Below are 22,705 nucleotides of genomic sequence, written 5' to 3' on the forward strand. Positions count from 1 at the left end.
AAACATCCCCGCTACGATCCCCTCAGGCTATTGCAGGCCTCTAGATCAGGCTTTTCGCAGTATCTGCAATGCATTGACCCACCAAATAAGAACACAACAGGGGGACAGTCATGAGGGAACGGAACAGGCGCTTCGCCTGGCCACTGGCAGCCGGCGCGGTGCTGGCGCTGGGGCTTGGCGTGTGGGCTGACAGCGTGCAAGCCGCTGCCGCCGACGAATACTCCACCGAATCGACCAAGGCCAGCCAAAGCCTGCTGATCGATACCGCTCATGCCGGCAAGCGCCTGGTGGTGGTAGGCGATCGCGGTCATATCCTGTTCTCCGATGATCAAGGCAGCACCTGGACCCAGGCCCGGGTGCCTACCCGGCAACTGCTCACCGCGGTGTTCTTCCTCGACGACAAGCGCGGCTGGGCCGTCGGCCATGACGCGCAGATCCTCACCAGCAGTGACGGCGGTGCCACCTGGAGCAAGCAGTTCGAAGACCTTGCCCGTGAAGCGCCCTTGCTCGATATCACCTTCCTCGACGCCCGGCACGGCTTTGCCGTGGGTGCCTACGGCGCCTTGCTGGAAACCACCGACGGTGGCCAGCACTGGCAGGATGTGGCCGAGCGCCTGGACAACCCTGACCAGCTACACCTGAACGGTATCGCCCAGGTGCGCGATGCCGGCCTGTTCATTGTCGGAGAGCAGGGCGGCATGTTCCGCTCCGCCGACAACGGCCAGACCTGGGCCAAGGTCGAGGGCCCCTACGAGGGCTCGCTGTTCGGCGTGATCGGCACTGCCCAGCCACGCACGCTGCTGGCCTACGGCCTGCGCGGCAACCTGTTCCGTTCCACCGACTTTGGTGACAGCTGGCAGCCGATCGAACTCAAGGCTGCACGCGGCACCCTCGAATTCGGCCTGGCAGGCGCTACGCTTGTCGAGGATGGCAGCCTGGTGCTGGTCGGCAATGGCGGCAGCGTGCTGCGCAGTACCGATGATGGCCAGACTTTCAGTGTCTACAACCGCGCCGACCGTATTGCCCTGGCCGGTGTCAGCGGCCTGGCCAATGGCGGCCTGCTGCTGGTAGGGCAGGGTGGCGTGCACCTGGCTGACCCGCAGGGTGCTGACCAGGAGGTGCGTCCATGACCAGCAGGGAGAGCATCACCATGCACCCGCATCACCAGGACAAGGCCACGCTGCTCGAACGCCTGATCTTCAACAACCGCCCCGTGGTCATCGCCCTGTGCGTACTGGTCAGCATCTTCCTGTTCTGGCAGGCCACGCAGATCCGCCCGTCCACCAGCTTCGAGAAGATGATCCCGCTGCAGCACCCGTTCATCGAGCAGATGATGGAGCACCGCAACGACCTGGCCAACCTCGGCAACACCGTGCGCATCTCGGTGGAGGCGGTCAACGGCGACATCTTCGACAAGGACTACATGGAGACCCTGCGGCAGGTCCATGACGAAGTGTTCTACATCCCCGGCGTCGACCGTGCCGGGCTGAAGTCGCTGTGGAGCCCCAGCGTGCGCTGGAGCGAGGTCACCGAAGAAGGCTTCTCTGGTGGCGAGGTGATCCCCAACACCTACAACGGCTCGCAGGACAGCCTCGACACCCTGCGCGACAACGTGCTCAAGTCAGGCCAGGTGGGGCGCCTGGTGGGCAACAACTTCAAGTCCAGCATCGTCGATGTGCCTCTGTTGGAGAGCTACCCCGACCCGCAGGACCCGGGCAAGCAGGTGAAGCTGGACTACCAGCAGTTCTCGCACCAGCTGGAAGAAAAGATCCGCGACAAGTTCCAGGCGCAGAACCCCAACGTGAAGGTTCACATCGTCGGCTTCGCCAAGAAGGTCGGTGACCTGATCGACGGGCTGGTGATGGTGGCGATGTTCTTCGGCGTCGCCCTGGCCATCACCTGGGTGCTGTTGTACTGGTTCACCTGGTGCATCCGCAGCACCATCGCCGTGCTCATCACCACCCTGGTGGCAGTGGTCTGGCAGCTGGGCCTGATGCATGCTGTGGGCTTTGGCCTGGATCCGTACTCGATGCTGGTGCCGTTCCTGATCTTCGCCATCGGCATTTCCCACGGGGTGCAGAAGATCAACGGTATCGCCCTGCAGTCGAGTGATGCCGACAACGCCCTGACCGCCGCGCGGCGCACGTTCCGCCAGCTGTTCCTGCCGGGGATGATCGCCATCCTCGCCGACGCCGTGGGCTTCATCACCCTGCTGATCATCGACATCGGGGTGATCCGTGAACTGGCCATCGGCGCTTCCATAGGTGTGGCGGTGATCGTGTTCACCAACCTTATCCTGCTGCCGGTAGCCATCTCCTACGTCGGCATCAGCAAGAAGGCCGTCGAGCGCAGCAAGCAGGACGCCACCCGCGAGCACCCGTTCTGGCGCCTGCTGTCGAACTTCGCCAGTGCCAAGGTGGCACCGGTGTCGGTGGCACTGGCGCTGGTCGCCTTCGCCGGTGGCCTGTGGTACAGCCAGAACCTGAAGATCGGCGACCTCGACCAGGGCGCGCCGGAGCTGCGCCCCGACTCGCGCTACAACCAGGACAACAACTTCATCATCAGCAACTACTCGACCAGTTCCGACGTGCTGGTGATCATGGTCAAGACCCCGCCGGAAAGTTGCTCGATCCACTCGACCATGGCGCCGATCGACGAGCTGATGTGGACCATGCAGAACACCCCGGGCGTGCAGTCGGCGATTTCCCTGGTGACCGTGTCCAAGCAGGTGATCAAGGGCATGAACGAGGGCAGCCTGAAATGGGAAACCCTGTCGCGCAACCCGGACATCCTCAACAACTCCATCGCCCGCGCCGATGGCCTGTACAACGGTGACTGCTCGCTGGCGCCGGTGCTGGTGTTCCTCAACGACCACAAGGCCGAAACCCTGGAGCGGGTCACCGCCGTGGCCAAGGCGTTTGCCGACAGCCACAACAAGGAAGGCCTGCAGTTCCTGCTGGCGGCGGGCAACGCCGGGATCGAGGCGGCAACCAACGAGGTGATCAAGTCGGCCGAGCTGACCATCCTGATCCTGGTGTACATCTGCGTGGCGGTGATGTGCCTGATTACCTTCCGCTCGTTCGCTGCCACCCTGTGCATCGTCCTGCCGCTGGTGCTGACCTCGGTGCTGGGTAACGCGCTGATGGCCTACATGGGCATCGGGGTCAAGGTGGCGACCTTGCCGGTGGTGGCGCTGGGTGTGGGCATTGGCGTGGACTATGGCATCTACATCTACAGCCGGCTGGAAAGCTTCCTGCGCGCCGGGTTGCCGTTGCAGGAGGCTTATTACGAGACCCTGCGCTCGACCGGCAAGGCGGTACTGTTCACCGGGTTGTGCCTGGCCATTGGCGTGTGCACCTGGATCTTCTCGGCGATCAAGTTCCAGGCGGACATGGGGCTGATGCTGACCTTCATGCTGCTGTGGAACATGTTCGGTGCGCTGTGGCTGCTGCCGGCGCTGGCGCGGTTCCTGATCAAACCGGAGAAGATGGCGGGCAAGGAAGGGGGCTCCATTTTCGCCCATTGATCGCAGGGGGCCGCTGTGCGGCCCATCGCGACACAAGGCTATAATGCCCACTCATTTCAGATTGGTACCCCCATGTCCCCCCTCGCCACCGCCCTGCAGTCCTGCGACATGCTCCTGATCGACGGTCTGCACGCCTTCGACTTCATCTCCGACGAATCCGGCCTCACCATCGAATGCATGGACGGCCGCCAGCTCCGCCGTTGGTCCTTCACCCCCGAGCAGATCGTTGCTGCCATTGCCGTGGGTGACGAGTGGCAACTCGACGATGCCAACGGCGAGCATCGGCTAGTCTGTATGAGTGCCTTTCGCGCCCCGGATGATGACGAAGATGAACCGGATCTGGACGAGCCTGCTGACCGCTAGCCTGATGAGCGTGACTATCAACGCCCACGCTGCGACCTTGCTGGTGGGCAGTTACACCGATGGCGCCAGCCAGGGCATCTACCGCTATCAGTTCGACGAAAAGACCGGCCATATCGACCCTGCGCCGCAGCAAGTGGTGAAGAGTGTCAGCCCTTCGTGGCTGGTGTTGTCGGCCGATCAACGCCAGCTGTTCGCGGTCAATGAAACCCCGAACGGCCATGTCAGCAGTTTCGGCGTCAGTGCAAAAGGCGAGATCAAGCCCCTCAACCAGGTGCCCAGCCAAGGTGACGAGCCGACCCATGCCAGCCTTAGCCGTGACCAGCGTTATCTGTTCGTGGCCAACTACGCGGTCAAGCCCGACCCCGGTGGCAGCCTGGTGGTGGTCCCGGTGGCCAGGGACGGCAAGCTCAAGCCGGTGGTGCAAGAGGCACGGCACAAGGCGAGCGGGGTCAACCCCGAGCGCCAGGCCAGCGCCCACGTGCATTCGCTGGTGCTGTCACCGGACGGTCGGCACCTGTATGCCAGCGACCTGGGTGCCGACAAGGTGTTCATCTACCGCTATGATGGCGCCAGCGCCGACCACCCGCTGACGCCGGCGATCCCCGCGTCGGTGGATTTGCCGCCGGGCAGCGGGCCGCGCCACCTGCTGTTCGACGCCAAGGGCCGGTACGCCTACCTGACCCTGGAGATGAACGCCGAAGTGGTGATGTTCGATGTGCAGGACGGCAACCTGGTCGAACGCCAGCGCCTGCCCCTGACCGAGCGCCAGGACGCCGCGGCGAAAGCGGCAGGTGGCTTGCACCTGTCGGCAGACGGGCGCTTCCTGTATGTAAGCAACCGCGGCACGGCCAACGAGGTCGTGGTGTTCAGCGTGGGCAAGCAGGACGGCCAGCTGACGTTCCTGCAGCGCCGTTCGGTGGAGGGGGATCATCCCCGCGAGTTCGCCCTGGACCCAAGTGACAACTTCCTGCTGGTGGCCAACCAGAAGAGCAACCAGATCGTGGTGATACGCCGCGATCCACGCAGCGGCAAGCTGTTGGAGACGGTGCAGACGCTGAAGCAGGATGCACCGTCGGACCTCAAATTCATCGAGTGATATCGATCGGCGTGATAATCGATACTGCCGCAATGAATTTTTGCCTGCGGCTTCGGCGGCGTAAGTTTGACCCAAGGCCCAAACGGGCCAACGTCAAACCACCGCCGTCGAGGTCAGCCCAGATGAACTTCAATCTCTTCCCGGTCATTGCCGCATCCGCCATTTCCGCTTCGGTGGTATTGCCGACGCATGCCCAAGCCGACAGCAGCGGCAAGGCGTCCGCAACCCATAGCTACACCGAGCAGTACCTGCGCCAGAGTGCCAACTTCCATGCGGCATTGAGTGGCAAGCACCACCACTGACTCAAGCCTGGCCCGCTCCCACAGGGGGCCGTGTAGTGCTGATAGTTGTTTACTTGGCCATCACTGCCTTGAACAGGTCCGAAGCCAACCAGCCCTCCAGCCAGCTCCGCACCCGCGGATAAGCCGCCTCGGCGAACCACTGCGGTTCGACCCCGGCAAACTGGCGCATCAGGGGCAGCAACGCGGCATCGGCAATGCTCGGGTGCGTGGCCAGCAAGTAGGGCCTGCCTGCCAGCAGGCCTTCGAGCTCCGCCAGCCAGGCCTCGGCCTGCTGGCGGTAATGCTCGCGGGTATGCGCCGGGTAGCGCTCGGCATACTTGTAAAGGTTTACCTGCGTCTTGAACGTGCTGTCGTTGCGCGCAATCAGTGTTTCAGCCTGCTGCGCCGCCACAGGGTCAGCCTGCAGCCGCCAGTCCTGCGGGTCGTTTTGCGCCAGCGCCCAGCGCATGATGTCCAGGCTTTCTTCGAGTACCTCGGCACCGGTATCCAGTACCGGCACCGTGCCCTTGGGCGACAAGGCCAGCAGTTCTGCCGGCTTGTTCTTCATCGCCACCTCGCGGATTTCCACCTCGCACCCTGCATAGCGCAGGGCCAGGCGCGCGCGCATGGCCCAGGGGCAGCGGCGAAACGAGTAGAGGATCACCCGCACACCTCCACGTCACTCAGGCCGTTGCCTTGGCGGCGCACCTGGATCTGCACCGGGATGCGTTCGTGCATTTCCTGCACGTGGGAAATGACTGCTACCTTGCGCCCTTGGGCCTGCAAGCCGTCGAGGGCATCCATGGCCAGTTGCAGCGACTCGGGGTCGAGGCTGCCGAAGCCTTCGTCGATGAACAGCGATTCGATGCGCAGCGTGCTGGAGGCCATCGAGGCCAGGCCCAGGGCCAGGGCCAGCGACACCAGGAAAGTTTCCCCACCCGACAGCGAGTGCACCGAACGCAGTTCGTCGCCCATCTCGGTGTCCAGCACCAGCAGGCCGAGGGCGCTGCCGCCGCGCTTGAGGCGGTAGCGGCGGGCCAGCTGGCGCAGTTGGGCGTTGGCGTGGTGCAGCAGCAGGTCGAGGTTGTAGCCCTGGGCGATCTTGCGGAACACATCGCCCGAGGCCGAGCCGATCAGGGCGTTCAGGCGAGCCCAGCGTTGCCACTGCTGATGGGCCTGCTCGATTTCCGCCGCCAGCGCCTGGTGCGCCTGTTGGCGACGCTGGTCATCGGCCTGCTGTGCACGCAGTTCGGCGCATTGCTGCTCGTGGCCGGCCAGGCGTTCGCGCAGTTCGGTCAGGGCCTGTTCCAAGGCGTCGGCCGAGGTGTCCACGGTCATTTGCGCGGCATGTTGCTGCAGGCGTTGTTCACGTTCCTGCAGCAGTACGCGGCCCTGTTCGATGGCTTTTTCGGCGCCTTGCAGGCGTTGGCGCAGTTCATTGACCTGCGTGTCATCCATGCCCAGCAGGCGATCCAGGCCAGCGTCGTCCAGTTCCGGGTGTTCACCACGCCACTGGGCGATCTGGCCCTGCAACTGCTGGCATTCGGCGTCCAGCGCCTGTTGCTGCTGGGTGTTGGCCCTGAGTTCGCTGGCCAGTTGCACGCCTTGAGTGCGCAGGTCCTGCAGGCGCTGGGCAGTGTCGGCATCGAGGGCGCGGGCCTGCTCCAGCGCGGCGTCCATGTGCTGTTGCCAGGCTTCGGCGCTGGCGTGCTCGCCCAGCAGTTCGCTGAGCGAAGCCTGGGCCTGTTGGCGCTGCTCGTCGAGGGCGGCAAGCTTCTGCTGCAACTGCTGCAGGGTCTGCACGCGCGCCTGTTGCTGGTCGCGCAGCTTGTCCAGCTGGGCCTGGCGGGCTTGCTGTTCTTCCTGTTCGTCCTTGCGCTGCTCCAGTTGCTGCAGGCGCTGCGCGATCTGCTGGTCCAGGGCGAGGAAGGCATTGGCCGGGTCGTCGTTCAAGGCCTTGAGGGCCTCTTCGGGCAACACGCCTGCCAGGTCGTCAAGGCTTTGCTGCAATTGCTGCTCGTCGCTGGCCAGGGCCTGATGCTGTTGCTCCAGGTGGCGCTGGGCCTGCTGTTGCGCCTGCTGGGCGGCCTGCAGTTGCTGGTTGAGACGGGCTGCATCTTTTTGCAGGGCGAGCAGGGCGCTCTGGCGTTTCTCGTCCTGGCCGATTTCCTCGTCCAGGCGCCGCAGCTGGCTGTCGAGCCAGGCACTGCGGGCCCTGTCGTCCTGCGGGGCGAGGGCAGGCCACAGGCTGTGTGCCTGCACCTGGGCCACCAGCGGTTGCAGCTGTTCGCTCAGTTGCTGCTGTTGCTGCTGGTAGTCCTTGAGCTGGGCGTTGACCACACCCAGCTGGGTGCGCAGCTCCACCAGCTTGCCGTTGAGGGTTTCGACCTGTTTCTGCGCGGCGTCTTCCTCGGCCTGGTCATGGCGACCCAGGCTTTGCAGCAGCGCTTCAGGCTGGTGGAACGGGTGCTCGGCGCTGCCGCACACCGGGCAGGGTTCGCCGTCGCGCAATTGGCCGCGCAACTCTTCGACGCTGGTATTGCGTGCCAGGCGCTGGCGCTCCAGCAACTGGCGGGTGAGGTTGAGCGCTTGTTCGGCGGCTTCCAGCTCGGCTTTGGCGGCGGTGCCTTCGGTAATCAGCTGCTGGCGTTGCTGCATGGCCTGCTGCTGCCGCTCGCGCACGGCCTCCAGCTGCTGGCGCAGCTCCAGTTCACGGCCATGCAGGCGTGACAGTTCTTCCACGGCGCGCTGCTGCTTGCGGTTGTCCTGCAGCATGCCACCCAGCAAGTCGATCTGTTCTGCCAGGGCCTGGGGTTCGGCCTTGGCCTCGCGGAACAGCAACTCGAAGGCATCGCGCTCGGCCTGCAAGTGCGCATTGGCCTGGCTGGCCTGGGCCTGCAGGCCGGGCAGTTCTTCACGGCCCTTGGCCAGGCGGCCACCGATCAGCATCACCTGCTTCAGTTGTGGCAGGTAGGCGTGCCAGGCATTGGCCAGGCCCGCCAGGTGCTGGCTGTCGGCGAGCGCGGTGTCGATCTGCGCCAGTTGCTGCAGGCTGCGCTGCTGGCTGTCTTCCAGCTGCTGCAGGTGCTGCTGGCCTTCTGCGACCTGTTGCTCGGCCTGTTGGCTGGTGCTGCGCTGCGCTGCCAGCTCCTGGTCCAGGCGGGCCAGGTTGTCCTGGGCGGCAAAGGCCTGGCGCAGACGAGGGGCGTTATCGCTGTGGCGGGCCTGGCTATCGGCAAGCGCCTGACGCGCGGCGTCCAGCGCCTGTTCGAGTTCGCTGGTGCGCACCTGCAGTTCGGCTTGCTGCTGCTGTTGCTCGGCGATCTTCGCTGCCACCGGTGCCAGTTGCGCGGTCAGTGTCTGTTGGCGGTGGAACTGGTGACGCTGCGGGGCCAGGCGCTCCAGGCGCATGAGGTCCAGTCGCTGGTCAGCCAGTTGTTGCCAGTCCTGTTCGGCGGCCTGCAGCGCGGTGCCGGCTTCGGCGTGCTGGGCCTGCAACTGGCGCTGCTCGTTCAGCCAGTTGCGTTGCTGTTCCAGCTGACGCTCGCCGGCCTGGTCGGCCTTGAACTGCTGTTGCGCCTGCTCCAGACGCTGGTCGAGCTCGGCGCGGGCTTCGGTGGCCATCGGTAGCAGGTGGCTGGCACGGTCCTTCAGGGCGTTGTGGGCCTCGCCGGCTTCGCGGGCCTTACTGAAGGCGCGCTGGCCCAGGCGGGTATAGATGGCAGTATTGGTGAGCTTTTCCAGCAGCTCGCTGCGCTCTTTGTCATCGGCCTTGAGGAAGGCGCCAAACTCGCTCTGTGCCAGCATCACCGCGCGGGTGAACTGTTCGAAATTCAGGCCCAGGCGAGCTTCGACCAGCTGCTTGTATTCGTTCTTGCCGCTGCCCAGCACCTGCTCGCTGTCCAGGTCGTAGAGGCTCTGGCGGCTGTGCTGCAGCTTGCCGTTGGCCTTGTCGCGGGCGCGGTTGGCTTCCCAGCGGGCACGGTAGCGGCGGCCATCGATGCCGACGAAATCGACTTCGGCAAAGCCGCTGCCGGTGCCGCGGCGCAGCAGGTTGCGCGGGTCGGAGGTGGGGATTTCACCGTCGGCGTCCGGCACCTTGGCTTCGCGGCCAATGTCGTTCAGGCGTGGCACGGTGCCGAACAGCGCCAGGCACAGGGCATCGAGCAGGGTACTCTTGCCAGCACCGGTGGGCCCGGTGATGGCGAACAGGCCGGCGCTGGCCAGCGGCTCGGCGGTGAAGTCGATGTCGACCGGGCCGGCCAGGGATGCCAGGTTCTTCAGGCGGATGGCGAGAATCTTCATGGCTGTTCCTCTTCCTGCTGCACGTCCTGCAACAGCAGGGCGAAGTCGGCCAGCGCCTGTTCGTCGGCGGGGTTGCCATAGGCCTGCTCCCAGGCGCGGCTGAACAGGTCTTGCGGGGTCATCTGGGCCAGTTCGACAAAGGCCAGGTCATCGTCTTCGGCGTTGTTGCGGCCGGCGTATTCGGCGCTGATGCGGATCAGGCGCACGGCCTTGCCTTGCAGTGCGGTTTCGATCTGCTGGCGCAGGTCGGGTTGCGGCTCGTCCAGTATCACCCGCACCTCCAGCCAGGGCTGGCGGTTGGGGTCTTCGAGCAGGTCGATCACTGGCAGCTCGGCCAACTGCTCCAGCAGTTCGCCCAGTGGTGCCGGGCCGACCCGTTGCAGGGCTACGGCGCGCGGTACCGGGCGTGGTTCGACGCTGACCAGGCCGGTGCCGTCCAGCTCCACTTCCAGCACCTGGTGCGGGTAGTTGATTTCGGCGAACGACAGCGGGATCGGCGAGCCGCTGTAGCGGATGCGTTCTTCGCGGTTGACCTTCTGCGGCTTGTGCAGGTGGCCCAGGGCGACGTAGCTGATGGCCTTGTCGAACAGCTTGGCCGGCAGTGCCTCGGCGTTGCCGATGATCAGGCTGCGCTCGGAGTCCTCCGACACCGCGCCACCGGCCATGTGCGCGTGGCTGATGGCGATCAGCGCCTGGTCCTTCTTGCGCTTCTTTTGCGCGGCGGCGATCAGCTGCTGGTGCACCTGGGTGATGCCTTGCAGGTAGTCGTCACCCAGTTGCGGGCCGGTCACTTCGGCCGGGCGCAGGAAGGGCAGGGCCAGGCACCAGGCGGCGACCTTGCCACGGCCGTTGGTCAGCGGAATCAGCAGGCGCTCGGCATCCAGCTGGCCCTCGTCCAACCAGTGCACACGGCCCAGGGCATGGGTGCGCAGGCGGCGCATCAGCGCCGCGGGCAGCTCGATGCGCGAGCCGGAGTCGTGGTTGCCAGCGATCATCACAATGTCCAGCTTCGGCTGTTGCTCGTGGGCCTGGACGATGAAGTCGTAGAGACGTTCCTGGGCTTTGACCGGCGGGTTGACCGTGTCGAAGATATCGCCGGCGATCAGCAGCGCATCCGGCTGGCGCAGGCGCAGCTGGCCGAGCAGCCAGTCGAGGAAGCAGGCGTGTTCGAAGTCGCGTTCCTGGCCGTGCAGGCTTTGGCCCAGGTGCCAGTCGGAGGTATGAAACAGACGCATGGATGACCTGTTGGTGTCGAGTCGAGCAAGCGGGGGCTTGGCTTGGGTGATGGGTGTTGCGCAAGGGCGGTATGGTAACCCAAGCCTATGCGGCAAGGCAGTCGCTCCTGGCGGGTAAGTGCTTTCCTACAAGCAGGTCCGCGCACTGAACGCCTTGTTCATTGACGGCCTAACGGCGTTTTCCTAGCGTCCTTGGGTTTCAAGCCTCAAGGACGCAACAATGATCAAGGATCTGACCGAGCGCTCGCTGCTTCAGTCTTGTCGTTCATTCACGTTGCACAACTTGGCCGAACAGGAGTAACCCCTCATGTTCGAAGCGGCCAGGTTTGGCGACGAGATTTCACACACCGGCGCATTGGGCGGCTTTCTGCTGGGCGCTGCCCTGGGTATCGCACTGGTGGCCACGGTGGCCATCGCCACCTTCACTTGCGGGTTAGGCGTGGCTTTGCTGGCCGGCATCGCGGCAGGTCTCGGGGGCAGCTTGCTGACCGCTGCCGGCGAGGCACTGGGCAGTCTGTTCTCATCCCCCTCAGGGACGATAACGACTGCCTCACCCAACGTGTTCATCAACAGCCGCGAGGCCGCCCGCGTCGAAAAAAGCATCGGCGCCTGCGACAAACATCCTGGCCCGGTGCAGATCGCCGAAGGCTCGACCAATGTCTTCATCAATGGCGTCGCGGCGGCGCGCAAGGGCGACAAGCTGACCTGCGGCGCGACCATTTCCGGGGGTTCGAACAACGTCTTCATCGGCGGTGGCACTTACCGCTACCTGCCCGTGGATGACGAAGTCCCGGAGTGGCTGCGCACTACCGTGGATGTGCTGATGGCGATTGCTGGCGCAGCCAGTGGCCTCGCGAATGTGCTCAAGATGGGTACCCAGGCCGGTATGAAGGCCGCCCTACCTTGTGCCCTGAAATTCACGGCCGGCTTCATTGCCGGCGAAGTGGCCGCCCGTTACATGGTCGAACCCGTGGCACGCAAGGTGTTGGGTGGACTGGTTGGCAACCCGGTCGACCTCACCACCGGTCGCAAGCTGATCCCCGACGAGATCGACTTCAGCCTGCCCGGGCTGATGCCGATCGAGTGGTCACGTTTCTACGCCAGCGACCTTACCGTCGACCGCGTGCTCGGGCGCGGCTGGGTGCTGCCCTGGGAGCAAAGTCTGCGTCGGCGGGGCTCATTCATTTACCTCACCGACAACCAAGGCCGCAAAGTTCCGTTCGTGACCCTGCAACCGGGCGAACGGATCTACAACCCGCACGAGCAGGTGTACCTGGTGTGCACCGAGGGCGGCCACTACATCCTGCAAACGCGGGACAACCTGTTCTTCTACTTCGGCGAAGTGCCAGACACCAACAGCGAAGTGCCGCTGCAGCGCATCGAGAACGTTCTCGGTCACTTCCTGCATTTCACCCGCACGCCCGATGGTACGCTGACCGACATCAGCGCCACCGGCGGTACCCGCGTGCACCTGCACTACGACCACCCGCTGGGCCGCCTGACCGACATCAAGCGCGTGGTGAACGACCAGGCCGTCGAAACGCTCACCCAGTACCGCTACGATGAACACGGCCAGCTGAGCGCGGTGATCAACCGCAACGGCCACACCGTGCGCAGTTTCAGCTACGCCGAAGGCCTGATGGTGACTCACAGCAACGCGCTGGGCCTGGGCTGCCATTACCGCTGGGAAACCCTCGGCGGCCAGCCGCGGGTGGTCGAGCACTGGACCACCGATGGCGAACACTACCACTTCCGCTACGACCTCGATGCCCGTACCAGCTGGGCCACCGACGTGCTCGGCCGCGAGCTGGAAGTGCAGTACAACCCCGACCACCGGGTGATCGCCAGCCGCGACTACGGCGGCGAACGCTACGCCGCCGAGCTGGACGACAATGGCAACATGGTCGACCTGACCTTGGCGGACGGTAGCTGCCTGCAATTCAAGTACGACGAATTCTCCCGTCTGCTCGAAGAGACCGACCCGCTAGGCCGCAAGACCACCTACGAATATCACCACCTGACCACGCTGGTGACCCAGGTCAGTTACCCGGATGGCAGCACCTGGCGGGCGCGCTACGACGCCAAGGGCAACCTGCTCGCCGAATTCGATGCCCTGGGTCAAATGACCGAATACCTGAACAGCGATGACGGCCTGCCGCACACCATCATCGACGCGACCTACAAGTCCAAGTACCTGTGGTGGAACACCTTGGCCCAGGTCGAGCGTTACCAGGATTGTTCGGGCAAGAACACCTGGTACCGCTACGACGAACGCCAGCACCTCGTCGCGGTAACCGATGCGCTGAACCAGACCACCACGCTGGAGCGCAAGCCCGACGGTGAGGTGCTGCGCATCAGCCATCCCGACGGCACGGCGGAAACTTTCACCTACAACGACCTTGGTCAGGTGCTCGACCACACCGATGGCAAAGGCCAGATCACCCGCCTGCTACGCACTTCCCGTGGTTTGCCGAGTAACCGCCGGGACCCGAAAGGAGGTGTGGTTCGTTACGAGTACGACAAGGCTTGGCGCCTGACCGGGTTGGTGAACGAGAACAACGCCACGTACCGCTTTGCCTATGACGCCTCGGACCGGCTGACTGAAGAAGTGCGGGTGGATAACCTGACCCGGCGTTTCAGCTACAACCTCGGCGGCCATCTGACCCGGCTGGATGAGATTGGTTATGGCGAAAATGCCGAGCGGCCGGAGCGGCATACGCTGTTCGAGCGTGACAGCATTGGCCGGTTGGTCGCCAAGATCAACCGCGATGCGAGCCAGACCTTCGCGTACGACGACGGAGACCGGTTGCTGAGCATCGAGCGGCAGCCGACCGGGATCGGCAAGCAGCTAGGGATCACGGAAGAGAAGCTGGAGTACGCCTACGATCTGCTGGGGCGGCTGACCAAAGAAATCACCCCCGACGGCACGCTCGGCTACGAGTACGATCCGCTCGGCAACCTGACTACGCTGACCCTGCCGGATGGTCGTAAGGTCAATCACCTGTACTACGGCAGTGGGCATCTGCACCAGCTGAACCTGGATGGCCAGGTGATCAGCGACATGGAGCGTGACGACCTGCACCGGGAGGTGTACCGGACCCAAGGCAAGCTCACCAGTTGCTTCGGTTATGACGCGATGGGGCGCAAGGCGTGGCAGTTTGCCTCGAACTTGCCGGCAGACAAGCTCTCGCAGGTGCACAACACCGGTATCAATACCTCATTGCTGGTGGAGCATGCGTACAACCCGATTCACCGCCGTTACCAATACGACCCGGCAGGTGAACTGGTGCGTACGCTCGACAAGCTGCGTGGCGAGATCAAGTACGAGTACGAAGCGAACGGCCAGTTGCGCAGCCGCGATACGGGCTCGCTGGTTGGCAGCGAAGAGTTTCGTTACGACCCTGCGGGCAACCGCCTGGATTTCAATGCCCGGCAATTTGCCAAGTCCAGGGACAACCGCATCACACACTGGCGGGACCAAGAGTACCGCTACGACCCGTGGGGCAACCTGATCGAAAAATGCTCGGAATATGGCAACCGGTTGCAGCGCTTGGGCTATGACGGTGAAAACCGGCTGGTGCGGGCGGAGACATGGGTCAATGGCAAGCTGGAGAGTGCCGGGCACTACCGTTATGACAGCCTGGGGCGGCGGGTGGCCAAGCTGGCTGAGATCAATGGGCAGGTCGAGCAGAAGCGCTTCCTCTGGCAAGGGCTGAGGATGCTGCGTGAGGAGACGCCGGGGCAGAGCATCCTGTATCTGTATGAGCCGGGTAGCTATGCGCCGTTGGCGCGGGTTGATCAGGCGGAAGGGGAGGAGCAGAAGCTTTATTATTTCCATACTGACCAGATTGGTACGCCGCTGGAGGTCACGGACAGTGACGGTAAGATCGTCTGGCAGGCGACGTATCGCTCGTGGGGGGCAATAGAGAGTCTGCCGATCAATGAGATCGAGCAGAATTTGCGTTTCCAAGGTCAGTACTTTGATAGCGAAACGGGACTGCACTACAACACGTTCCGCTACTATGATTCGGAGGTCGGTAAATATATATCGCATGACCCAATAGGCTTGTTAGGCGGAATAAACTTATATCAATATGCGCCGAACCCTGTTAGCTGGCTGGATCCTTTGGGATGGATTACCTATAATACGATGCCTGCGATAGATGGTTTCCAGAAGCATCATATTATCCCGCAGCAGCTATCTAATCATGCGGCCATGCAGGCGGGCGAGGTGAATATTCATAAGCTGTCCAATATTATTTATCTGCCTAAGTATGAGGAGAACCATCCGGTGCGAACGGTGCATCGTGGCTCTCACGCGCAATATAATTCGGCTGTAGAGAAGAAACTGGATATTATTCACGAATACGGCAAGAAAAATGGCTGGACCAAAGCGGACTACCAGAAGGCTATTCACGGAGTCATGGTTGATGAGAGAAAAGGTCTGCGTGCAGGTAAAACGATGCTGAATAAAAACTCTGTTCGGGGAGCGACTTGTGGCTAAAAATTTTATACTTTCTATTTCAGATGACTATCCTGAAAGTTATTGGCTGAAGACAAAGATGTTGTCTGGTGAGGATTCTGGGATTTTCAAAGAGTGCGTGGTTGTAAGCAAGGATATAAAAGTCTGTTTCGAGGGGCCGAAAAGGGTCAGTACTTCCAAGCTCCTTAGCTATGATTTTTTTTTCAGTGATGGGCCCAATTTGATTTCGCCGCGGCTCTACGAACTAATGAGGAGAGAAAGTATTTCTGGTGTTCAGTTTGTGGATGCGGATCTACTGATAGGTGAGGCTTCCTATACTGGTTACAAGATATTAAATGTTATAGGTAAATCACCAGCCTTTAACTTGAAAGAATCTGTTAGTGAGCCGTTACTTAGCTATATGCCAGATGGTCCGAGGTGGTTCAGTAAGATAGTTTTGGATAATGAGGCGGTGCTTTCTAGTGATGTCGTTAGGGCTGAAGAGGACAGCCCTACGATTGTGGTGACTGCTCGCGTCAAGTCTGTTTTGGAGAATGGCTTGGTGCGCGGGGTGCAGTTTAAGGATTAGATGCCTGTGCCGTCGAGTTTTCCCGAGAGTTATTTTCTGTGTAAATTTTTTGTTGTACGACTTTGATGGCGTGATCTTTAACAGTTAAAATAGACTGGCTCTGCCAAATTGCTGGCGGAGCCAAATATTTTTAGGGCAAATACGGTCAGCGCAACCCGCACGAGCAGGTGTACCTGGTGTGCACCGAGGGCGGCCACTACATCCTGCAAACGCGGGACAACCTGTTCTTCTACTTCGGCGAAGTGCCAGACACCAACAGCGAAGTGCCGCTGCAACGCATCGAGAACGTTCTCGGTCACTTCCTGCATTTCACCCGCACGCCTGACGGTACGCTGACCGACATCAGCGCCACCGGCGGAACCCGCGTGCACCTGCACTACGACAACCCGCTCGGTCGCCTGACCGACATCAATTGGTGAACAACGAATTTCTGATCGCGCCGATCTGGAAGCCTTGAGTGTTTCGTGACTTGGCTCTCGCTTTGCGGGAGGTATCAAGCTTGCCCTCAAAGGCATGCTGATTTACCCTCCGAACCGGCCATGATCATGGCTATTCGACACTCATGGACGACGATCACAGGAGTCACCAATGGAAGGCATCCCACAAACCCAATCCACCCCAGGCAACCTCAAGCCAAAATGGCGGGAGCGTTTCGCCTTCTTCGATCAGTACGGCGCACCCACCTCCGAGCCCTACAAAGCCGCTTTCCGCGCCTTGCCATTTGGCAAGAAGCTGCTGATCAACAACAACTTCATCGCCTTTTTCTTCGGCCCGATCTACTGGTTCGTGCTGGGGCTGTGGAAGAAGAACCTGGTCATGCTGGCCATCATGATCGCCATCGGCGTTCTCCTGAGCTACTACGAGATCGCGACGGGTAGCGAGATCCCTCGCCCGGTGGATAACGGCATCAGCATGGCGTTTGCGTTTCTGTACAGCTTCCTGACCAACCGTGCCTACTACCTGAAGCAGACCAAAGGGCAGCAGAGCTGGAACCCGTTCGAGGGGCAGCGGTTCATCTGAGCCGTCAGCCAGTTCAACCGGTGCTCGCAGGTTGATGAAGCCCTGATCACGGTCTCTGTAGGAGCGGCCTCGTGTCGCGAAAGGGCCGCAAGGCGGCCCGGCGATTTTGCGGTGATGCGCAGATCCTGGGGGCGCTTCGCACCCCTTTCGCGACACAAGGCCGCTCCTACAGGGGTCGCGCATGTCTTGGGGCTGTGTAGTCAGTGCCGGGTGATATCCCCGGTTTGCCGGTGCAACAGCAACTCGGCCAAGGCCTTGGTCATCTGTACGTGATGCACCGCGTTGACCAGTATGTTGATGCCGGGCTCGCCGGCATTGGCGCAGATGTATTCGTCCAGCGAGTCTTCGATGCCGGCCATCAGCTGGAGGGGGTGGATCAGGGCGTCAACCGAGGGTGTGTCCTGGTTGATGGTGTAGAAGGGGCGGGCCGTTAGTTTTACGGGTGGATCGGGGACGATCTTTTTCATGATTCAAACCCTTTGCTTGATCAGAGAATGCCACCACCGCAACCTTCTCACGGGTTTAGGTGGCAGCCGTGCGCGGGGTGAGAAACCGAGGAAGCAAAGGAAAACTCGGCCAGACCGAAGTCTGCCCGCGCGCGGCCGCCATGAAAGCTGACGGAATTTGCTTATCGTCGGGTTCTCACACCCGGTCACCGAAGCGACCCGGAAACGTTATCCGTGAGGTGTTTCCCCGACAACAGCGATAGTTCGGCAGCGCGCGTAGGATAATTCCCAAGCGGGTTGATTCTGAAGCATTGGGTTGCAGGTTCAGAAATATCTTACGGTGGCACCGGCTGCGCCGGTGTTCGCGGGCACGCCCGCTCCCACAGGTACTGTGCAAGGTTCTCGGCGGGCGCGGTCACTGTGGGAGCGGGCATGCCCGCGAAGAGGCCCGCACAGGCAACCACTTACTTGGGATAGAGCGGCGGCAGGCTGCCGTTCTCGCCCGCTGGCAACAACACCTGCTCAGCCGGCGGAATCGTACCGATCGCCCGCCACAAGTCCTCACCCTGCCAATACTGCCCGCTCTCGCTATACAGCGCCCCGTTCAACCCATCCAGTGCATCCGACAACGGCACGAACCGCGCGGCCATCTCGGCCAGGGTTTCCGGCTGCTGGCGGGCCCAGGCGTCCAGCGCCTGGCGGGTTGCCTGTGGGTCGTTGGCCTGGCACGCGCGCTTGAGATCATCCAGCAAGGTACGCGGGCTCGGCCCGGCCTGCGCGGCGCGCAGCACCGCTGGCTGCGAGCGGGCGCGCCACCACAGGGCAAAGCCCAGCACGGTGGTGAGGGCGAACACCAGGGTGGCCAGCTGCCAGGGCCACAGCAAGCTGCTGGCACTGCTGTTGTCGCCAACCGGGGTGTCGGCGCTCAGCGCCGGGTTGTCCTGCACATTCAGCGTGCGCGCCGGCAGGCTGCTGTGCTCCAGGTGGTCTTCGCGGGTGTTCCACCAGGCCACTTCCAGCGCCGGCAGGGCCAGCGTACCGCTGTGGGTCGGCACCAGGGCTTCGCGCTCTTCGCGGTTGGCGGTCATGCCGCGGTCGCTGATTTCGTTGCGCAGCAATGGCTGGTCGGGGTACCGGCGCAGGCCGGTGATTTCGGTGGCTGGCAGCGGTGGCAGCTGGGTGCTGGACAAGCCTTCGGCACGCAAGGTGATGTTGCGGGTCAGCGAGTCGCCAATCTGCACCTGCTGGTTGCCAGGGTCGGGGTTCCAGTGCTCTTCCAGGGTCAGGCTGCGGGCCGGTAGCCACGGCACGCCAGCCGGCCAGGCCGCCGGAATCGGCCGTACGGCCAGGCGTAACGGCAGCGAGCTGACCTGCACCTGGTGGCCGGCCCGGGCCGTGCCGTTGGTTTGTGGGGCTTCGTCCGGGCTGGCGGCGGCGGTAGCGGTGAAGGTCAGCGGCGGGATGTCGAGGGTGCCGCTTTGCTGGGGATACACGGCATAGCGGGTTTCGATCACGCCGTGACGGACGCCGTTGATTTCCTTTTCATAGGTGCGCGATTCACCCAGCGGTTCGACTTTGGCGTTCTCCAGTTGCAGCGGGCTGAGGCTGCTGTCGTCGTACAGTGCCACCGAATGGTAGATGCGCAGGGTGAGTACGGCCTGGGCCTGGACGTAGACCTCGTTGCTGTCGAGCGTGGCTTCGATGAACACCTGCGAGGCGCTGTCCTGGCGGCTGGCGTCGGCCTGCAGCACTTGCAGTTCGATGGCCTGGCTGTGCGACTGGCCCAGTTGCAACTCGGGGATACGCAGGCTGCCACTGCGCCGTGGCAGCAGGGTGATGATCCAGCGGGTGCTGGCGCGGGTTTCGCCGTCGAGGCTGTGCAGGCTGTTCAGCTGGCGCGTGCCGCGCACTTCGAAGTCACCCTCCAGCGCGCGCAGGTCGGGCTTGCCGAACTGGGTGACGTCCTGGCTTTCCAGGGTCAGCTCCAGGCTTTCGCCAGCTTCCAGGCGGGTACGGTCAACGCTGGCCTGCAGCACTGGTTCGGCCTGGGCCAGCACGGCCCAGAGCAGGCTGAGGAGAAAGACGCCGAAGCGACTCATCGTGGGGTTTCCTGATGCAATTGCTGTTCATACCAGAATTTGCGCCGCAGCAGCTCCGCCGGGTTGTCGGGGATCTCCCGCAGCCATTGTTCCAGGGCCTGGCGCTGTTCGGCATCGAGGCTGGTCGATACCGGGCGCTGCGGCGGCTGGATGACGCTGTCATCCGCGCCGGCCTGGTTGCCGGGTGCTACCTGGCTGTTGCTGCTGCCTTCGCCGGGCTGCTCGGCGCTGGGTTGTTCGTCGTTGCCGGGCGTGCCCTGGGCCGGGCTGTTGGCCGAGCTGCTGTTGCCTTCGGTTTCGCTGCCGGGCGTGCCTTGGGCATCGCTGCTGGCCGGTTGCTCCTCGGCCTTGGCCTCGCGCTGTTGCAGCAGTTGCTGCACCAGCGCCTGGTTGTCCAGCGCCGCCTGCAGGTCGGGTTGGCGTTCCAGGGCTTGTTCGTAGGCGTCCAGGGCGGCTTCCAGTTCACCGCTGCGGGCCAGGGCATTGCCTCGATTGTAGTGGGCGGCGGCCGTGTCGCCTTGGGAAAAGGCTTCGGCGGCACCGCTATAGTCGCCCGCCTGGTACAGGGCCATGCCGCGCCATTGCGGGTCCTGGAACTGGCGCGCGGCGCTGGCTGGGCGGTTTTGCTCCAGCAGGCGCTGACCTTGCTGGTCGGGGCGCAGCCACAGGTCATTGAATTCGAAGGCCTGGCTGGGCTGGGGCAGGGCCAGCAGCAGCGGCAGGCAGAACAGCCAGCCGCGTCGGCCGGCACAGGCGGCCAGCAGCAACAGCGGCAGCAGCAGCCAGTAACCCTGGTCGGCCCAGCTGTCCAGTTGCAGGGTCCGGCCGTCGTTGCGCCCGGTGCGCGGGTTGTCGAACAGGCCCAGGCCACGAAGGTCGAGGTCGTCGATACGGGCATGCCGGTAGCGCCCGCCCGTGCCGCTGATGAAGCCCTTGAGGCTGGCGCTGTCCAGGCGCGGCAACAGGATGCCGCCCTGGTCGTCCTTGAGGTACTCGCCGTTGGCCTGGCGCACCGGTGCGCCTTCGCGGCTGCCGATGCCCAGCATCAGCAGGCTCGGGCCCTGGCGGCCGAGGGCCTGGGCGATGCCTTGGCGCTCCGGGGCGCTGAGCGACGAGCCGATCAGCAGCAGGCGGCCCTGGCCCAGGCCGCTCTGGGCCAGCAGGGCCAGGCCTTTCTGCACGGCCAGGTCGGCCCGCTGGCCGGGTTTGGGCATGATCGACGGGTCGATCGCCTCGAGCAGGTTGCGGCTGGTAGCCAGGTCGTCGGACAGCGGCACCAGGGTGTGCGCGGAGCCGGCATAGACCACCAGCGCGGTCTGACTGTCACGGCGGTGTTCCAGCAGGTCGAGGATTTTGCGCCGCGCCTGCTCCAGGCGGTTGGGCGGGCTGTCCTCGGCGAGCATCTGTGGGGTCAGTTCGAGGAGGATCACCAGCGGGTCGGCCGGGCGCTGGCGGTTTTCTTCCACGCGCTGCCAACTGGGCCCGAGCAGGGCCAGGATCACCAGCATCCAGGCCAGGCCCAGCGCCACCCACGGCAGTTTGCTGGTGCTGCCGCTGCCACCGCCTAGCAGTACGCCATGGAACGCCGGCGGCAGAATCATCTGCCAGCGCCCGGCGCGCTTGCGCCGGTGCCACAGTTTGTACAGCAGCCAGCCGAGCAGGGGCACGGCCAGCAGCCATAGCGGGCGCAACCATTGGGGCCACAGTTCGATCATCGCCGCCTCCTCAGGCGCAGGCGCTTCAGGCGCTGGCGCCATTCCGGATGCGGTTGCAGGAAGCGCGGCTTGCGCAGCAGGCGCTGCAGCAGGTTGTCGGGCCATTGCACGGCCACCACCAGCAGCACGCTCAGCAGCAGCGCCAGGGCCAGGGGCCAGGCATACAGGGCCTTGGCCGTGCGTGCCTGGGTCGGTTGCTGGGCCACAGGTTCGAGCTGGTCGAGGGTGTCGCCGATGGCGTCCAGTTCGGCGCCGTCATGGGCGCGGAAGTAGGTGCCGTGGGTGATGTCGGCAATTTCCTTGAGCGAGGCTTCGTCCAGGTCCAGGCTCGGGTTCAGGCCGAGCAGGCCAGGAGTGCCACTGGCCTCGGGGTTGGCGCCGATACCTATGGTGTAGATGCGCACGCCTTCCTGAGCGGCCAGGCGGGCGGCGGTCAGCGGGTGGATCTGCCCGCCGTTGTTGGCACCGTCGGTGATCAGCACCAGCACCCGGCTTTGTGCCGGGCGTTGGCGCAGGCGCTTGACCGCCAGGCCAATGGCGTCGCCGATAGCGGTGTTCTTGCCGGCGATGCCGATCTGCGCTTCGTCGAGGAAGGTGCGCACGGTGCGCCGGTCGAAGGTGAGCGGGGCCTGCAGGTAGGCCTGGCTGCCGAACAGGATCAGGCCCACGCGGTCGCCTTCGCGGTCCTGCAGGAAGTCGCCGAGCAGCGCCTTGACCAGGTCGAGGCGGCTGATGTCTTCGTTCTGCCACTGCATGTCGGGGAAGTCCATCGACCCGGACACATCCACCGCCACCAGCAGGTCGCGGCCGCTGGCGGCCACTGGCACCGGGTCGCCCAGCCATTGCGGGCGGGCGGCGGCGCACAGCAGCAACAGCCAGATGACGACAAAGGGCGCCTGCTGGCGCCAGGTCGGCAGGTTGAGGCGCGCGCGGCGCCCGGCCAGGCCTTCCAGCTCGTTGAGGAAGCCCACCTTGAGCACCGGTTCGCCGCTGTCGGCGGCCGGCAGTACCAGGCGTGCCAGCCACGGCAATGGCAACAGGGCGAAGACCCACGGCCAGGCCAGTTCAAACATGCTTGCGGATCCAGGTTTCGACGGCCTGGCTGAGCCCGGCGATGGCCTTGTCATCGAGCTTGCACTCGGGTTTGTAGGCGCCCTCGACCAGCACCATCCAGCGGGTCAGGCCGGCGGCCGGGCAGCGGTTGTCGAGAAACGCCAGCCACTGGCGGCCATTGAGGGTATGGCTGTTGGCGCCCGGGTAGTGGCTGCGGCACAGGCGCTTGAGCAGGGCGTTGATCTGTTGCAGCCAGGCCCCGGCCGGGGCACCGTCGTAGGGGCGTGGCAGGCGGGCCAGTTCGGCCAGCGCTTCCACGCGTACCGGGTCCAAGGGCTGCTCGGCACGCACGATGCGGCGTTTGCCCGGGCGCCAGCGGCGCACCCGCCACAGGCCCCAGGCCAACAGCGGCAGCACGGCCAGCAGCAGCCACCAGCCGGGTGCCGGTGGCCACAGGCCGATTGGTGCTGGGGTAATCAGCGGTTGCAGTTGATCAAGCGGGTTCATTGGCCGCT

16 protein-coding genes and 1 pseudogene are annotated in these 22,705 nt (G+C 63.7%); 9 read left to right on the forward strand and 8 right to left on the reverse strand.

Features of this window, described 5'->3' with window-relative positions; translation table 11 throughout:
• Positions 1-110: 110 nt before the first annotated feature.
• The 5 genes from ACIQYU_RS05020 (at position 111) to ACIQYU_RS05040 (ending at position 5,287) form a co-directional block, all read left to right on the forward strand.
• Positions 111-1,130: a YCF48-related protein gene (locus ACIQYU_RS05020; RefSeq protein WP_063913825.1), complete on the forward strand. Its 1,020-nt coding sequence runs from the start codon at positions 111-113 to the stop codon at positions 1,128-1,130.
• Positions 1,131-1,150: 20 nt separating this feature from the next.
• Complete coding sequence (locus ACIQYU_RS05025) at positions 1,151-3,526, forward strand: RND family transporter (RefSeq protein ID WP_207831823.1); 2,376 nt, start codon at positions 1,151-1,153, stop codon at positions 3,524-3,526.
• Between the two features lie 72 nt (positions 3,527-3,598).
• Entirely contained in the window at positions 3,599-3,889 is a 291-nt protein-coding gene (locus tag ACIQYU_RS05030; protein ID WP_402798422.1) for a DUF5629 family protein, read from the forward strand.
• A complete protein-coding gene (locus tag ACIQYU_RS05035; protein WP_402798423.1) occupies positions 3,855-4,985 on the forward strand; it encodes a lactonase family protein in 1,131 nt (376 codons plus the stop codon). Before ACIQYU_RS05030 ends, ACIQYU_RS05035 begins: the two co-directional genes overlap by 35 nt.
• Positions 4,986-5,107: 122 nt before the next feature.
• Entirely contained in the window at positions 5,108-5,287 is a 180-nt protein-coding gene (locus tag ACIQYU_RS05040; protein ID WP_402798425.1) for a hypothetical protein, read from the forward strand.
• A 49-nt stretch (positions 5,288-5,336) separates the two neighbouring features.
• Here the strand turns inward: ACIQYU_RS05040 and ACIQYU_RS05045 are convergent, their stop codons facing one another.
• From ACIQYU_RS05045 to ACIQYU_RS05055, 3 genes are read right to left on the reverse strand one after another with little or no spacing between them, the layout of a single operon-like run.
• Positions 5,337-5,930 carry a glutathione S-transferase gene (locus ACIQYU_RS05045; protein WP_207831798.1) on the reverse strand — a complete coding sequence of 198 codons (594 nt, stop codon included), beginning with the start codon at positions 5,928-5,930 and terminating at the stop codon, positions 5,337-5,339.
• On the reverse strand, positions 5,927-9,571 hold the full coding sequence (locus ACIQYU_RS05050) for an SbcC/MukB-like Walker B domain-containing protein (protein WP_402798427.1): 3,645 nt from the start codon (positions 9,569-9,571) through the stop codon (positions 5,927-5,929). The genes ACIQYU_RS05045 and ACIQYU_RS05050 overlap by 4 nt, the downstream gene beginning before the upstream one ends.
• Positions 9,568-10,806: an exonuclease SbcCD subunit D C-terminal domain-containing protein gene (locus tag ACIQYU_RS05055; protein WP_013971635.1), complete on the reverse strand. Its 1,239-nt coding sequence runs from the start codon at positions 10,804-10,806 to the stop codon at positions 9,568-9,570. Before ACIQYU_RS05055 ends, ACIQYU_RS05050 begins: the two co-directional genes overlap by 4 nt.
• Positions 10,807-11,113: 307 nt before the next feature.
• On the opposite strand from ACIQYU_RS05055, the gene ACIQYU_RS05060 reads away from it, so the two are divergent.
• The 4 genes and pseudogenes from ACIQYU_RS05060 (at position 11,114) to ACIQYU_RS05075 (ending at position 16,877) form a co-directional block, all read left to right on the forward strand.
• The gene (locus ACIQYU_RS05060) at positions 11,114-15,310 is read left to right on the forward strand and encodes an RHS repeat-associated core domain-containing protein (protein WP_402798429.1); all 4,197 of its coding nucleotides are present in this window, start codon (positions 11,114-11,116) and stop codon (positions 15,308-15,310) included.
• A complete protein-coding gene (locus ACIQYU_RS05065; RefSeq protein ID WP_402798430.1) occupies positions 15,303-15,857 on the forward strand; it encodes a hypothetical protein in 555 nt (184 codons plus the stop codon). The genes ACIQYU_RS05060 and ACIQYU_RS05065 overlap by 8 nt, the downstream gene beginning before the upstream one ends.
• Before the next feature lie 143 nt (positions 15,858-16,000).
• A pseudogene (locus ACIQYU_RS05070) lies at positions 16,001-16,267 on the forward strand (hypothetical protein); the annotation flags it as partial.
• Positions 16,268-16,445: 178 nt separating this feature from the next.
• Positions 16,446-16,877: a DUF2628 domain-containing protein gene (locus tag ACIQYU_RS05075; protein WP_233687134.1), complete on the forward strand. Its 432-nt coding sequence runs from the start codon at positions 16,446-16,448 to the stop codon at positions 16,875-16,877.
• A gap of 200 nt (positions 16,878-17,077) precedes the next feature.
• Here ACIQYU_RS05075 and ACIQYU_RS05080 read toward each other — a convergent pair whose 3' ends face one another.
• The 5 genes from ACIQYU_RS05080 to ACIQYU_RS05100 form a co-directional block, all read right to left on the reverse strand.
• Positions 17,078-17,344 (reverse strand): hypothetical protein, encoded by a 267-nt coding sequence (locus tag ACIQYU_RS05080; RefSeq protein WP_233694783.1) that lies wholly within the window; start codon positions 17,342-17,344, stop codon positions 17,078-17,080.
• A 443-nt stretch (positions 17,345-17,787) separates the two neighbouring features.
• Positions 17,788-19,422, reverse strand: a complete 1,635-nt coding sequence (locus tag ACIQYU_RS05085) for a BatD family protein (RefSeq protein ID WP_087502394.1) — start codon at positions 19,420-19,422, stop codon at positions 17,788-17,790.
• The gene (locus tag ACIQYU_RS05090) at positions 19,419-21,137 is read right to left on the reverse strand and encodes a tetratricopeptide repeat protein (protein ID WP_087502393.1); all 1,719 of its coding nucleotides are present in this window, start codon (positions 21,135-21,137) and stop codon (positions 19,419-19,421) included. Before ACIQYU_RS05090 ends, ACIQYU_RS05085 begins: the two co-directional genes overlap by 4 nt.
• Entirely contained in the window at positions 21,134-22,210 is a 1,077-nt protein-coding gene (locus ACIQYU_RS05095; RefSeq protein ID WP_207831791.1) for a VWA domain-containing protein, read from the reverse strand. The genes ACIQYU_RS05090 and ACIQYU_RS05095 overlap by 4 nt, the downstream gene beginning before the upstream one ends.
• Positions 22,203-22,697, reverse strand: a complete 495-nt coding sequence (locus ACIQYU_RS05100) for a DUF4381 domain-containing protein (protein WP_402798434.1) — start codon at positions 22,695-22,697, stop codon at positions 22,203-22,205. Before ACIQYU_RS05100 ends, ACIQYU_RS05095 begins: the two co-directional genes overlap by 8 nt.
• Positions 22,698-22,705 lie beyond the last annotated feature (8 nt).

The sequence above is a fragment of the Pseudomonas sp. NPDC096925 genome, assembly GCF_044762545.1.
GTDB lineage: Bacteria > Pseudomonadota > Gammaproteobacteria > Pseudomonadales > Pseudomonadaceae > Aquipseudomonas.